The sequence below is a fragment of the Agromyces larvae genome (genome assembly GCF_022811705.1).
In the GTDB taxonomy this organism is placed as follows: Bacteria; Actinomycetota; Actinomycetes; order Actinomycetales; family Microbacteriaceae; genus Agromyces; species Agromyces larvae.
Genome location: NZ_CP094528.1, coordinates 2619959 through 2633984, shown reverse-complemented (window position 1 = coordinate 2633984; position 14026 = coordinate 2619959). Strand labels below are relative to the sequence as shown.

Genomic DNA, 14026 nt, shown 5'->3' with positions numbered 1-14026 from the left:
CGTCGTCCGGAGCGGGCGCCCCGATCGACGAACTTACTTCAGTGCATTAACGAAGTCCAGTTCCGACGGGCTCGGGTCGCGACGGCAGAGACCGAGGAGCGAGCTCCGACTGCAGTACCAGCGCGGCAACACCCACCGCCGCCGCGTCGGCGAGGTGGGGCGAGAGCCCGATGCGCACCCGGTGCACCGAGCGGGCGAAGAACTCCGCGTCGATGCGCTCGCGCACCCGCGCCAGGTACAGCGAGCCGGCCACCGCGAACGCCGGGCCCGCGAGCACGAGCGAGTCCAGGTCGAGCACGTTCGCGAGCGCCACCGCCTGGTCGGCGATCGCGTCGACGCTCGGCTCGAGCAGCTCGAGGGCGAGCGGGTCGCCGAGCACTGCCGCCGTCGACACCGCGGTGAAGTCGTCGAACGGGTCATCCGCCCCGTCGTCGAGCTCGAAGGCGCCTGACCGACCGGAGGCCAGCGCCGAACGGGCCGCGGCAGCGACGGCGGCCGGGCTCGCGATCGCCTCGATCGGCCGGCGCACGCCGTCGGCGCCGCGCACCGAGCCGATCTCGCCGGCGTTCGAACTCGCGCCGCGGTAGACCGCGCCGTCGAGCAGGATCCCGGCGCCGATGCCCGCGCTCATGAACAGTGTGCAGTGCGCCGCCGACCCCTCGATGGTGCCGACCCAGAAGTCGCCGAGTGCGGCCGCCGTCGCATCGTTGTCGACCACGACGGGCAGCCCCGACGCCCGTTCGAGCGCATCGCGTAACGCGACCTGCCGCCACCCGCCGAGGGTCGGGGGCGCCACGATCGCCCCCCGGTCGAGGTCGATCGGGCCGGGGGCTGCGACGCCGACGCCGAGCACCCGCGCGCGGTCGATCGCGAGCGCGTCGAGGAGGTGGTCGATCGTCGCGGCCAGGTCGGCGATCGCCGCTTCGGCGGAGGGGGCCGCGCCCGCCGCGGTCAGACGCCCGACGATCGCGCCCGAGGCGTCGACCACGACGTACGTCGTCGCCACCGCGCCGAGCTGGATGCCGAGCGCGAACCGGGCCCGCGGATCGAGCTCGATGAGCACGCGCGGTTTGCCCCCGGTGGACTCGCCGCGACCAGACTCGACGACGAGTCCTTCGTCGATGAGCTGTCGCACGACGTGCGACATCGTCGCCTGCGTGAGGCCGGTGCGATCGGCGAGCTCGACCCGGCTGATCGGACCGGCCGACCGGATGAGGTCGAGAATGAGTCCCCGGCTCGTCGCGGCCGGAGACGTGATGCGGCGGACTGCCATCTGACCCCCGGAAACGTCGCGATCAGTCTATATTCAGCAGGTCAGGCGGACAGGAGGCGACATGGGCGTCGAGCACGCGGCACGGCATCGGCCGACCATCGGCATCGTGCTGCAGCGGTCGCGCCATCGGCGCACGGAGGATCCGTTCTACACGCAGTTCGTCGAAGGGCTCGACGAGGGGTTCGCCGCCTCGGGCGCGCGGGTGCTGCTCGCCATCGCCACGACCCCCGAGGAGGAGAGCGAGCTGTACCGGCGCTGGAGTGCGTCGGGGGCCGTCGCCGGCGTCGTCGTGGTCGACCTCGTCGAGGGCGACCCGCGGGTCGAGCTGGTGCACGCGCTCGGCATGCCGGCCGTCGTGCTGGGTGAGGTCGAGGTGCCCGCCGGCGTCGCCGAGCTGAAGGTCGACAACCACGGCGAGATGCGCGAGGCGGTGCGGCATCTCGCGGCGCTCGGGCACCGGCTGATCGGCCGGGTCGCCGGGCCACCCGAACTCGTGCACAGCCGGGCGCGCACGCGCGGGTTCGATGAGGCGCTGGCCGAGCACGGCATCGCGGGTGTCGTCGAGGCATCCGACTACAGCGCCGAAGGCGGCGCCGCGGCGACCCGGCTGCTGCTGGCCGCGTCGCCGCGCCCCACCGCGATCGTCTACGACAGCGCGGCGATGGCCGTCGCCGGCCTGGAGGCGACCCTCGAGGCGGGCGTCGAGGTGCCCGGCCAAGTGTCGCTGCTCGCGTGGGACGACTCCGACCAGTGCCGGCTCGCCGACCCGCCGATGTCGGTCATGACGCGGGACACGCCGGGTCTCGGGCGAGCGGCGGCCGAAGCGCTCGCGGGGCGTCTCGCCGGGCGACCGGCCGTCGTGCGCGACGCGCTGCTCGCGCGCATCGTGACCCGCGGCACCACCGGGCCGGCCCCGACCTGAGCCGCACCCGCTCACTCGACCGCGACCGCGTGCAGCACGAACGCCTGCATCGGCCAGAGCGTCGGCGGCTGCAACCCGACGTCGACGAGCAGTGAACCCGGCAACTCGACACCGCCGGCGGAGTACCACTCGGGCGTCCAGAACCCGTGCCGGTCGGGCCCGATCTCGTTGCGCACGCGCACCCGGTACCGTCGGTCGCGGTGGAGCCCGTCGAGGCGGATGGTCTCGGGCTGCGCGTCCTCCAGCGTCGCGACGGTCGCGACGGTGAACACCGCCTCCGATCCATCGAGTGCCACCGCGCCGGTCATGCGCAGGGCCGGATCCGAGACATCCGGATGCACCGCGACGCCCGTGTGGATCAGCCCGCGCAGCTCGCGGTAGAGCCCGGCCCAGCGGGTGATCGTCGCCACCTCGTCGGCGTCGCACTCCGAGATGTCCCACTCGAAGCCGGCGGACCCCATGAGGCTCGTCGCCAGCCGGAACGACAGGTCGGTGGCGCGGCCCGAGCTGTGCGAGACCGCGGGGCCGACGTGCCCGCCGACGAGTTCGGGCGGCAGCAGCAGCTGGGTCCAGCGCTGGATGTCCTGTCGCTCGACCGGGTCGTTCGAGTCGCTCGCCCACACGCGGTCGGCCACCTGGAGGATGCCGAGATCGGTTCGCGCGCCGCCCGATGAGCAGGACTCGATCTCAAGGCCCGGATACCTCGCCTTCAGCTCGGCCATCAAGCGCCACGCGGCGAGGGTCTGCTCGTGGGTGCCGGGCCGGCCGTCGTGGACGGTGTCGACGAGATCGCGATTGTGATCCCACTTGATGAAGTCGACGCCGAGTTCGGCGACCAGCGCATCGAGCTGCCCGAGCACGTGCTCGTACGCCTCAGGACGGGCGAGGTCGAGGACGAACTGCGTCCGCCACGACAGGTGCGCGGGCGGCGGGACGTGCGCCGGGTCGTGCAGCAGCCAGTCGGGGTGCGCCCGGGCGAGGTCGGAGTCGAGGCTCACCATCTCGGGCTCGAACCAGAGCCCGAACTCCATGCCGAGCGCGTGCACGTGGTCGGCGAGCGGGCCGAGACCGTCGGGCCACACCGTGCGGTCGACGACCCAGTCGCCGAGCCCGCGGGTGTCGTCGCGGCGGTCGTGGAACCAGCCGTCGTCGAGGACGAATCGCTCGATGCCGACGCTCGCGGCGAGGGTCGCGAGTTCGGCGAGACGGGCGGGGTCGTGATCGAAGTACACGGCCTCCCACGTGTTCAGCACGAGCGGCCGCGGGTTGCTCGGGTGGTTCGGGCGAGAGCGGAGGTACGTGTGGAACCGGGCCGACAGCCCGTCGAGGCCCGCATCCGACCAGGCGAAGAAGGCGACCGGGGTCTCGTAGGCCTCGCCCGGTGCGAGACGGATCTCCTCGGGGCGCAGCAGCTCGCCCGCCCCGATCTGCGCGGTCGTGTCGTGCAGGCGGTCGGTGCGGGAGGTGACGTCCGCGCTCCAGCCGAGGTGCACCGACCAGAGTTCGCCCGATCGGTTCGCCGGCGTCGCGTCGCGCGCTGCGATGAGCACGTGCGGCGCGTCGTGACCGGTGCGGCCGCGTCGGGTCTGGCGCACGTTCGAGCCGCGCGGCATCGGCGCGGTGTGCGGCACTTTCTCACGCGTCCAGCGGCCGGCGAACTCGGTGAGCGAACGCACGCCCTTCGGCACCGGCAGGATTGCCTCGAGCCAGGCGACCGACACGACGCCCTCGCCGGTGTTGGTCAGCCGGTGGCGCACCGTCACGACGCCACCCGGCTCGATCGCCAGTCGGGTCTCGAGGGCGAGGCCGGGGCTCGACGCGCGCACCACGGCGACGTTCGCGCATGCCTCGCCGGCGAGTCCGGCCGCGCCCTCGACGTCGATCGCGTCGATCGTCCAGCGGGGGAACACCGGCCGCCCGTCTCGGGTGGCGACCAGCCCGGGGCGCCCCGACCAGCCGTCGGACTCCTGCGGCACGATCGGCACCAGCCACGCGGCATCCAGGGTTCCAGGCGCCGTCTGGCGCACCGACGCCCGCACGAGCGCGTCGACATCGGCGCCGGAGAGCGGCCCGGGGTCGGCGCCCCAGTGCACGACGGCGGGCAATCCGCTGCCCGAGGGAGCGAGGACGAGGCCGACGCCGTGCGCGCGCAGGACGGCGGTGCCGGACGAGTCGGTGGTGGTGGTCACGTGAGCTCCTGGTAGGCCGGTCGGGTGATCGGTCGGTGGCGGGGGAAGGGCACGAGCGCGTCGGCGGCATCGTCGGGGCCGAAGGCCGATTCGAGCACCGACGCAGCGGCGCCGAACGCCACGGCCTCGGTCGTCGACGTCGAGGCGGTCGCGGTCACGACGTGCAGGGCGCGGGCGAAGAACGACCGATCCAGGGCGTCGGCCACGGCGTCGCGGTAGACGGGCAGCATCCGCCCGTAGCCCGGGCCTGCGAGCACGACCGAGTCGAGGTCGAAGAGGTTCGCCAGCGTCACCGCGCCGGTCGCGATCGCTCGAGCCGAGTGCTCGATCAGCTCGTGCGCGATGCGGTTGCCGTCGGCGGCGGCATCCGTGATGAGCCGGAAGTCCGTGGCGATGGACGCCTCGGTCCCGGTGAGGCCGAGCCGCTCGCCGAGGTCGGTGTCTGCGATCGCGCGTTCGACGACGGCGTGCGGCCCCGCGATGTTGTCGAGGCATCCGCGGTTGCCGCAGGTGCAGAGCGCGCCTGCGTGGTCGATGGTGATGTGCCCGAGTTCCACGCCGTTCGACGACGAACCGCGGTACGCTCGCCCGCCCACGACGACACCGCCGCCGATGCCGCCGGCGAGGTAGACCACCGCATAGGTGGCGGTGGGCGGCATGCCCCCCGACCACAGTTCGCCGACGGCGACGGCGAGGGCGTCGTTCTCGAGCGCGACGGGCAGGCCGGTGAGGTGCTCGAGCACTCCGCAGACGTCGGTGCCCTGCCACTCGGCGTCGACGTACCCCGATCGGATCCGACGGGTACGGCGGTCCTGGGGGCCGTAGCTGCCCAGGCCGATGCCGAGAATGCGCTCGGGCGGCACGCCGACCGAGTCGACGAGGTCGGCGATCCGTTCGGCGAGCGATACCAGCGTCTCCATCGGAGACGGTCCGAAGCCGGCGCCGTCATCGCGCGCGACGACCCGGCCCGCGAGGTCGGTCAGCACGATGTGCGACCCGTGGCGGTCGAGGTGGACGCCCGCCGCGTAGCGGGCGGCAGGGTCGAGTTCGAGCAGACGTCTGGGGGTGCCGCCGCGGGACTCGGCGAGGCCCACCTCGGTGACGAGCCCCTCGTCGATGAGCCCGCGCACGATGCGCGTGATCGACGCGCCGGCCAGGCCGGTCGCGTCGGCGAGTTCGGTGCGGCTCACCGTTCCCCCCGCGCGGATGGCGCGCAGCACGAGGCTGCGCGTCGACCCGCGCTCATCGGTTCCCGCCATGGCACCTCCTCGTCCACAGGCCGTCGAACTATCTTGACGAACTTAATTTACTCACGTAAGAATGGCCCGGGGCAACCGCCCCCATCAAGGTGTCAGAGCCGATGCCTCGCTCGCACCGGCGCGACAGAAAGGACGATGATGTTCCTGCGTCACCTCGCAACACGCCGCCGCCGGGCTCTGCTCGCCGGCGCCGCCTTCGCCGCAGCGGCCACGCTCGGCCTCGCCGGCTGCACGGGATCCGCGGCCGGCTCCTCGAGCGCCGCCGACACGCTGATCGCCTACACCGGCCAGTCGGGCGACTACCAGATCAACTTCAACCCGTACGCACCGACCAACATCGGCGGTCGCGGATCGATCTACGAAGGCCTGTTCTTCATCAACAAGGCCGGCGGCGGCGAGCCCGAACCGCTGCTCGGCACCGAGTACTCGTGGAACGACGACGGCACCGTGCTGTCGATCACGCTCCGCGACGACGTGACCTGGACCGACGGCGAAGCGTTCGACGCCGACGACGTGGTGTTCACCCTCGACATGCTCCGCGAGAACGAGTCGCTCAACACGACCGGCTTCGACGGCGTCGCCGAGAAGGTCGACGACACCCATGTCACGGTCACCTGGGACCAGCCCGCGTTCATCTCCGGCCCCGATATCCTCGGCGGCGTCTGGATCGTGCCCGAGCACATCTGGAAGGACATCGACCCCGCCACGAACGTCATGGAGCAGCCCGTCGGCACCGGGCCGTTCACCCTCACGAACTTCAAGCCGCAGGCGTTCACCCTCACCGCGAACCCCGACTACTGGGGCGGCGAGCCGAAGGTGAAGAACGTGCGCTACATCTCGCTGTCGGGCAACACGGCCGGAGCCGACGCGCTCGCCGCGGGCACGATCGACTGGCAGACCGGCCCCGTGCCGAACATCGACGACGTCGCCGGCCACTACCCGGGCTACGACTCGGTGACGATCCACCAGAGCCAGATGGTGCTCGGCGCCTGCGCGAACGTCGACCTCGGCTGCACCGGCCCGCAGACCGACCCCGCGGTGCGTCAGGCGCTCTACTACGCCATGGACCGCACCCAGCTGAACTCGCTCGCGTTCACGAACACTGCCGCCGACATGTCGCCGACGTTCGCGCTGCTCGACTCGCAGTCCGACACGATCTCCGACGCGATCACCGAGCCCGTCGCACCGTCGACAGCCGACGCGGCGAAGGCCGGCGAGATCCTCGAGGCCGCCGGCTGGGCGAAGGGCGACGACGGGATCTACGCGAAGGACGGGCAGAAGCTCTCGCTCACGATCGAGACCGTCTCGGGGTGGACGGACTACATCACCGCGCTCGAGACGATCACCCAGCAGGCGAAGGACGCGGGCATCGAGGTGAACGCCGCCCAGTCGTCGTGGAACGAGTGGACCGACAAGAAGTCGAAGGGCGACTACCAGCTCGCCATCGACTCGCTCTGGCAGGGCCCGGCGAGCGACCCGTACTACGTGTATCACTACTTCTTCGAGTCCACGGCGACGGCCGCGGTCGGCGAGGCCGCCGGCAACAACTTCGCGCGTTACTCGGTGCCCGAGGTCGACGCGGCGCTCGAAGCGCTGTCCACGATCGACCCGGCGGACGCCGACGCGCGACAGCCGTACTTCGACGTGATCCAGCAGCACATCGTCGAGGACATGCCCTACATCCCGATCCTGACCGGCGGTACCACCAGCGAGTACCACGCCGACAAGTTCACCGGCTGGCCGACCGAGGACGACCTCTACGCGGTGCCCGCGGTGTGGTCGAGCCCCGACAACGCCGAGGTCTTCAAGCGCCTCGCCCCGGCCGGGGAGTGAGCATGTCGCTCCCGAGGAGGATGCAGGTCGCCCGATGAACTACGTCCTGCGCAAGCTGGGGTTCTACCTCGTCGCACTCTGGGCGGCGCTGACCCTGAACTTCATCATCCCCAGGCTGATGCCCGGCAACCCGGTCGACATCCTGCTCGCCAAGCTCCAGCAGCGCGGCGGCACGGTGACCGAGTCGACCCGGCACGCCTACTCGCTCCTCCTCGGGGGCGATACCTCGGAGCCGTTGCCGGTGCAGTACGTGCAGTACCTCGGCAACGTGTTCCGCGGCGAGCTCGGTGTCTCGGTCGCGTACTTCCCGACGCCGGTGACGACCGTGATCGGCGATTCGCTGCCGTGGACGGTCGCCCTCGTCGGCATCGCGACGATCATCGCGACGGTGATCGGCGTCGGTCTCGGCGCGTTCGTGGGCTGGCGGCCCGGCACCTGGCTCGACTCGCTCGTGCCGGCCACGACGCTGCTGGCCGCGGTGCCGTACTTCTGGCTCGCGCTCATCCTCGTGTACGTGTTCGCGACGACCCTGCACTGGTTCCCGAGCCAGGGCGGCTACGACGTGGTGCTCGACCCGGGCTGGAGCTGGGACTTCATCGCGTCCGCCGTCCAGTACGGCGTGCTGCCGGCCGCGACGATCGTGATCGCGTCGCTCGGCGGCTGGCTGCTCGGCATGCGCAACATGATGGTGTCGACCCTCTCGGAGGACTACATCGTCACCGCGGAGGCGAAGGGGCTCTCACGCGGCCGCATCCTGCGCACGTACGCGGCCCGTAACGCGGTGCTGCCGTCGATCGCCGGGTTCGCGATCTCGCTCGGCTTCGTGGTGTCGGGTTCGATCGTGACCGAGCAGGTGTTCTCATACCCCGGCATCGGATCGAAGCTGCTGTCGGCCGTGACGAGCAACGACTACGCGCTCATGCAGGGCATCTTCCTGTACATCACCCTCGCGGTGCTCGGCGCGAACCTCATCGTCGACCTGCTGTACGGCGTCATCGACCCGCGCACGCGCGCTCGGTCCTGAAGGAGGCATCGACAGATGACCAACATCCAGACGGATGCCGCGGCCGCCGTCGGCGCGGCCCCCGACCTCGACGAACTCGCGGCCGACTCGCCCCAGCGCTCCCGCTCGGCGTGGCGGTTGATGCTTCCGACGCCGACTCCGGCGCTCATCACCGGGCTCTCGCTCATCGGCGCGATCGTGCTGTTCGGGTTGCTCGGTCCGTTCTTCGTCGGCGACCCGTCGGCGATCCGCGACATCGGGATGACTCCGCCGAGCGCCGAGTTCTGGCTTGGCACCACCCAGACCGGGCAGGACGTGTTCGCCCAGCTCGCCTACGCCACCCGCGGGTCGCTCACGATCGGCTTCATCGTCGGCATCCTGGCGACGCTCATCTCCGCGGTGGTCGGCATCCTCGGCGCCTACTGGGGCGGCGTGGCCGACGAGGCGTTCTCGCTGCTGTCGAACGTGTTCCTGGTCATCCCCGGTCTGCCGCTGGTGATCGTGCTCGCCGGCTTCGTGCCGCGCGAGGCGCGGGGCCTGTGGACCATCGCCGTGGTGCTCGCGATCACCGGTTGGGCCGGTGCGGCGCGGGTCCTCCGTGCGCAGACGCTGTCGGTGCGCGCCCGCGACTACGTCGCCGCGGCCAAGGTCGCCGGGGAGCCCGCCTGGCGGGTCGTCGCGATCGAGATTCTGCCGAACCTGCTGCCGGTGCTCGCGTCGCAGTTCGTGTTCGCGGTGATCGCCGCGATCCTCGGCGAGGCGGGGCTGTCGTTCCTCGGGCTCGGCGCCTCGAACGCGTCGACCCTGGGCACGATGCTCTTCTTCGCGCAGAACGGCTTCGCACTGCCGCTCGGCGCCTGGTGGTGGTTCGTGCCGCCGGGGCTCGTGATCGCCCTGTTCGGCACCGGACTGTCGCTCGTGAACTTCTCGATCGACGAGATCATCAACCCCAAGCTCCGCAACGTCCGGCTCCACCGTCGGCGTGCGCGGGCGGCACGTCGTGCGGCTCGTCGCGGGGCATCCGCCCGCGGGGCATCCGAGCAGGCGAAGGAGCCGGCATGACCATCGCGACCTCCATCGACGACACCGCCGTCACCCGGGCCTCCGGCGGCGATGAACGCGCGGTCATCCGGGTGCGCGACCTCAGCGTGACCTACGAGGTCGAGCATCCCGTCCGCGCGGTGCGCGACGTGAGCTTCGACCTCATCCAGGGCGAGATCCTCGGCCTGGCGGGCGAGTCGGGGTGCGGCAAGACGACCCTCGCCTACGCGATCAATCGGTTGCACAAGCCGCCCGCCGTGATCTCGTCGGGGTCGATCACCTTCCACGACCGGTCCGGAACCGACATCGATCTGCTCGGCCTCGACGAGCGCTCGCTGGAGCAGTTCCGCTGGGACAAGCTGTCGATGGTGTTCCAGGGCGCGATGAACGCGCTGAACCCGGTGATCAGCATCCGGGCGCAGCTCGAGGACGTGCTCATCGCGCACCGGCCGCGGATGCGCCGCGCCGAGCGCCGGCGGCTCGCTGGTGATGTGCTCGACCGCGTCGGGGTCGGCCGCGACCGGCTCGCCTCGTTCCCGCACGAACTGTCGGGCGGCATGCGCCAGCGCGTCATGATCGCGATGGCGTTGCTGCTCGAACCGCAGGTGATGATCATGGACGAGCCGACCACGGCGCTCGACGTGGTCGTCCAGCGCGAGATCCTCCGCGAGATCGTGCGCCTGCGCGACGAACTGGACTTCGCGGTCATCTTCATCACGCACGACCTGCCGCTGCTGCTCGAGATCAGCGACCGCATCGCGGTCATGCTCGACGGCGAGATCGTCGAGCTCGACACGGCCCGCCGCATTCACGACGAGCCCCGGCACCCGTACACCAGGAAGCTGCTCGGCTCGTTCCCGAGCCTGACCGGCGACCGCGGGTCGTTCATCCGCACGGGGGCCGCGATCGACGACGGCGCATCCGCGGCATCCACCGACGAAGGGCAGGACGCACGATGACGAGCGTCGAGGTTCGCGACCTGACGAAGGTCTTCACCGTGCGAGACGGCCTGAAGCGGCGGCGGCTCACCGCAGTCGACCGGGTGTCGTTCGATCTGCGGCCCGGCCGCACCGTCGCCCTCGTCGGCGAGTCGGGCTCGGGCAAGTCGACCATCGCCCGCATGCTCGCGCGGCTCGAGAAGCCCACCTCGGGCACGATCGATGTGCGCCTCGAGGACCACACGCCCGTGCTCGGCTCGATGTACCGCCGACATGTGCAGATGGTGTTCCAGGACCCGTTCGCCTCGCTGAATCCGTTCCACACCGTCGAGCACCACATCGCCCGGCCGCTCATGCTGCACCACCGGGCGACGGGACGCGAGGCCGTGCACGAGCGGGTGCTGCACATGCTCGAGCGCGTCAATCTCGAGCCGGCGGATCGGGTCGCGGCCCGCCGACCGCACGAGCTGTCGGGCGGGCAACGCCAACGCGTCGCGATCGCGCGCGCCCTCGCGCCGGGCGCGCAGGTGCTCATCGCGGATGAGCCGGTGTCGATGCTCGACGTCTCGATCCGCCTCGGCGTGCTGAACCTGATGGCGCGCCTCCAGCGTGAGGACCACCTCGCGGTGCTGTACATCACCCACGACCTGGCGACCGCGCGGCACTTCTCCGACGAGGTGCTCGTCATGTACAAGGGCCGCATCGTCGAACGCGGCCCGAGCGACCGGGTCATCCTCGACCCGCAGCATGAGTACACGAAGCTGCTCGCCGCGGCGGCGCCCGACCCCGAACGCGCGGGCGCGCTGGTGCGCGACGGTGGTGCGCCCGACCGGTCGCGGCTCGACAACCGGGTCAGCTTCGACCACCACACCGGGCAGTGGACGAGTCTCGACGGTGCGTCCGTGCCGCCCCTCGCCGCAGCATCCTGACCGTTCGGCCGCAACGGCCGACCTCTCGTCCCACCCCATCGCACCATCGGAGGAGGATTCCCCCATGCACTCGCTCTCGCTCGACGGCGCCTGGACCGTCACCGCTCTCGGCTCGGCGGCGCGCTCGCCGATCCCGCCCGAGGTGACCGCCTCGTCGTTCCCGGGTGCCGTGCCCGGCGTCGTGCACACCGACCTCGTCGCCGCCGGCCTCATCGCCGACCCGTTCGACGGCGACCACGAGGCATCCCAGCAGTGGATCGGCGACACCGACTGGCGTTACGAGCGCACGTTCACCTGGGTCGAGCCGGGCGGCCCGGCCGCTCCCGCCGAGCGCGTCGAGCTGGTCGCGCACGGACTCGACACGGTCGCCGAGATCCGGCTGAACGGGCGGCACGTCGGCCACGTCGAGAACCAGTTCCGCACCCATCGAATCGACGTGCGCGAGCTGCTCGTCGAGGGCGAGAACACGATCACCGTCGACTTCACCGCGCCCGTGCCCGAGGCGGAACGACGCTCGCGTGCGACGGGCGGCGAGTTGCCGCACGTGAACCACCACCCGTACAACGCGCTGCGCAAGTCGGCGTCGAACTTCGGCTGGGACTGGGGCATCGACGTCGCCACGGTCGGCATCTGGAAGCCGATCGCGATCGAGGCGTGGTCGGGCGTACGCATCCTCGGCGTGCGCCCGCTCGTGGACGTCACGGGGCGCACCGGCATCTTGACGACGCACGTCGACCTCGCGCGCGGCGACGAGGGCCGCGGCGAGCCTGTCGAGGCCACCGTGATCGTCTCGCTGGCGGGCGTCGAGGCGGCGCGCGGGTCGGCGCGGGTCGCGTCATCCGGGGTCGTGGTCGTCGCGGTGCCGGACGTGCGCCGCTGGTGGCCGCTCGGGTTCGGCGAGCAGCCGTTGTACGAGGTGCGGCTCGAGGTCGCGACGACGTCGGGGCAGACGGATGCCTGGACCGGCCGGGTGGGGTTCCGCACCGTCGAGCTCGACACCTCGGCCGACGAAGTCGGCAGCCGGTTCGTGCTGCGCCTGAACGGACGCGACGTGCGGGTGCGGGGTGCGAACTGGATCCCCGACCACGCGTTCGTCACCGAAGTCGACCGTGATCGCATCGATCGCCGCATCGCCGACGCGGTCGAGGCGAACCTGAACCTGCTGCGCGTGTGGGGCGGCGGGCTCTACGAATCCGACGACTTCTACGACGCGTGCGACGAGGCCGGGATCCTGGTCTGGCAGGACGTGCTGTTCGCGTGCGCGGCGTACGCCGAAGAGAAGTGGCTCCGCTCGGAGGTCGAGGCGGAGCTGCGCGACAACGCGACGCGGCTCTCGCCGCACCCGAGCCTCGTGCTGTGGAACGGCAACAACGAGAACCTCGTCGGGTATGCCGAGTGGGGGTGGCGGGCGCGGCTCGGCGGCCGCACCTGGGGCAACGGGTACTACCGGCGTATCCTGCCCGAGCTCCTCGGCGAGCTCGATCCGACCCGGCCGTACACGCCGGGAAGCCCGTTCTCGTTCTCCGACTACCTGCACCCGAACGACGCGTCGAACGGCACGGTGCACATCTGGGACGTGTGGAACGAGCGCGACTACACGGCGTACCGCGAATGGCGGCCGCGGTTCGTCGCCGAATTCGGTTTCCAGGGTCCGCCCGCCTGGTCGACGCTCACGTCGGTCGTGCACGACCAACCGCTCGACCCCTACGGGCCCCAACTGCTCGTGCACCAGAAGGCCGACGACGGCAACGGCAAGCTCGAGCGCGGGCTCGGCCCGCACCTGCCGGTGCCTGCCGTCGTCGACGGGCGCGGCATCGAGGACTGGCACTGGGCGACGCAGCTCAACCAGGCGCACGCGGTTCAGTTCGGGCTCGAGCACTTCCGGTCGCTCGCGCCGCTGAACACGGGCGCGATCGTATGGCAGCTCAACGACGACTGGCCGGTGGTGTCGTGGGCGGCGGTCGACTTCGCCGAGCACCGCAAGCCTCTGTGGCATGCGATGCGCGCGGCCTTCCGGCCGCGGCTGGTCACGATCCAGCCCGATCAGTCAGGGGCGGATGCCTCGGATGCCTCGTCGCGGCTCGTCGCCGTGTTCCTCAACGAGACGGATGCCGCGTGGTCGGGCGAGGTACGCGCAGAGCGGATCTCGTTCGACGGCGACGTGCGCGCGGCGCACCTCGCGACGGTGGACATCGATGCGTGGGGCGTCGCGCGACTGCCGCTTCCCGAGTCGGTCACGGCGACCGGCGACCCTGCCGGGGAGGTGCTCGTGGTCACGCCCGCCGACGGCTACGACCGGGCCCTGTGGAACTTCGCCGAGGTCGTCGACCAGCGCCTCGACCCGGACGCGGTCGAGCTCGTCGCCGACGGAGCATCCATTGTGGCGACCGCGCGGTCGTACGTGCGCGACCTGACCCTGCTCGTCGACAAGGTCGACGCGGCCTGGCACGTGGATGCCGGACTGGTGACGCTGCTGCCGGGCGAGCCGGCGACGTTCACGGTGACAGCGCGGTCGCACACGTCGGAGCAGCCGGCTCCCGTCGACGCCGCACGGGTGCTCGACGCGCGGGTGGTGCGCTCCGCGAACGAGTTCGGGCGGGCGGTGCGGCGGGCCTGATCCGGATCGCCGCGATCTCCCG

General features: G+C 71.4%; 10 protein-coding genes. 7 read left to right on the top strand and 3 right to left on the bottom strand.

Features of this window, described 5'->3' with window-relative positions:
* Positions 1–46: 46 nt before the first annotated feature.
* Positions 47–1273, bottom strand: a complete 1227-nt coding sequence (locus tag MTO99_RS12725) for an ROK family transcriptional regulator (protein ID WP_243554018.1) — start codon at positions 1271–1273, stop codon at positions 47–49.
* 61 nt (positions 1274–1334) lie between these two features.
* Between MTO99_RS12725 and MTO99_RS12720 the strand changes: the two genes are divergently transcribed.
* On the top strand, positions 1335–2195 hold the full coding sequence (locus MTO99_RS12720) for a LacI family DNA-binding transcriptional regulator (RefSeq protein WP_243554017.1): 861 nt from the start codon (positions 1335–1337) through the stop codon (positions 2193–2195).
* Between the two features lie 11 nt (positions 2196–2206).
* Here MTO99_RS12720 and MTO99_RS12715 read toward each other — a convergent pair whose 3' ends face one another.
* A complete protein-coding gene (locus MTO99_RS12715; protein ID WP_243554016.1) occupies positions 2207–4384 on the bottom strand; it encodes an alpha-galactosidase in 2178 nt (725 codons plus the stop codon).
* Entirely contained in the window at positions 4381–5643 is a 1263-nt protein-coding gene (locus MTO99_RS12710; RefSeq protein ID WP_243554015.1) for an ROK family transcriptional regulator, read from the bottom strand. Before MTO99_RS12710 ends, MTO99_RS12715 begins: the two co-directional genes overlap by 4 nt.
* Before the next feature lie 135 nt (positions 5644–5778).
* On the opposite strand from MTO99_RS12710, the gene MTO99_RS12705 reads away from it, so the two are divergent.
* The 6 genes from MTO99_RS12705 (at position 5779) to MTO99_RS12680 (ending at position 14004) form a co-directional block, all read left to right on the top strand.
* A complete protein-coding gene (locus tag MTO99_RS12705; protein WP_243554014.1) occupies positions 5779–7476 on the top strand; it encodes an ABC transporter substrate-binding protein in 1698 nt (565 codons plus the stop codon).
* A gap of 34 nt (positions 7477–7510) precedes the next feature.
* Positions 7511–8500, top strand: coding sequence for an ABC transporter permease (locus MTO99_RS12700; protein WP_243554013.1), 990 nt, complete (start codon positions 7511–7513; stop codon positions 8498–8500).
* Between the two features lie 15 nt (positions 8501–8515).
* Positions 8516–9541, top strand: a complete 1026-nt coding sequence (locus MTO99_RS12695) for an ABC transporter permease (protein WP_243554012.1) — start codon at positions 8516–8518, stop codon at positions 9539–9541.
* The gene (locus MTO99_RS12690) at positions 9538–10479 is read left to right on the top strand and encodes an ABC transporter ATP-binding protein (protein WP_243554011.1); all 942 of its coding nucleotides are present in this window, start codon (positions 9538–9540) and stop codon (positions 10477–10479) included. Before MTO99_RS12695 ends, MTO99_RS12690 begins: the two co-directional genes overlap by 4 nt.
* Positions 10476–11387, top strand: a complete 912-nt coding sequence (locus MTO99_RS12685; RefSeq protein WP_243554010.1) for an ABC transporter ATP-binding protein — start codon at positions 10476–10478, stop codon at positions 11385–11387. The genes MTO99_RS12690 and MTO99_RS12685 overlap by 4 nt, the downstream gene beginning before the upstream one ends.
* A 64-nt stretch (positions 11388–11451) precedes the next feature.
* Complete coding sequence (locus MTO99_RS12680; protein ID WP_243554009.1) at positions 11452–14004, top strand: glycoside hydrolase family 2 protein; 2553 nt, start codon at positions 11452–11454, stop codon at positions 14002–14004.
* Positions 14005–14026 lie beyond the last annotated feature (22 nt).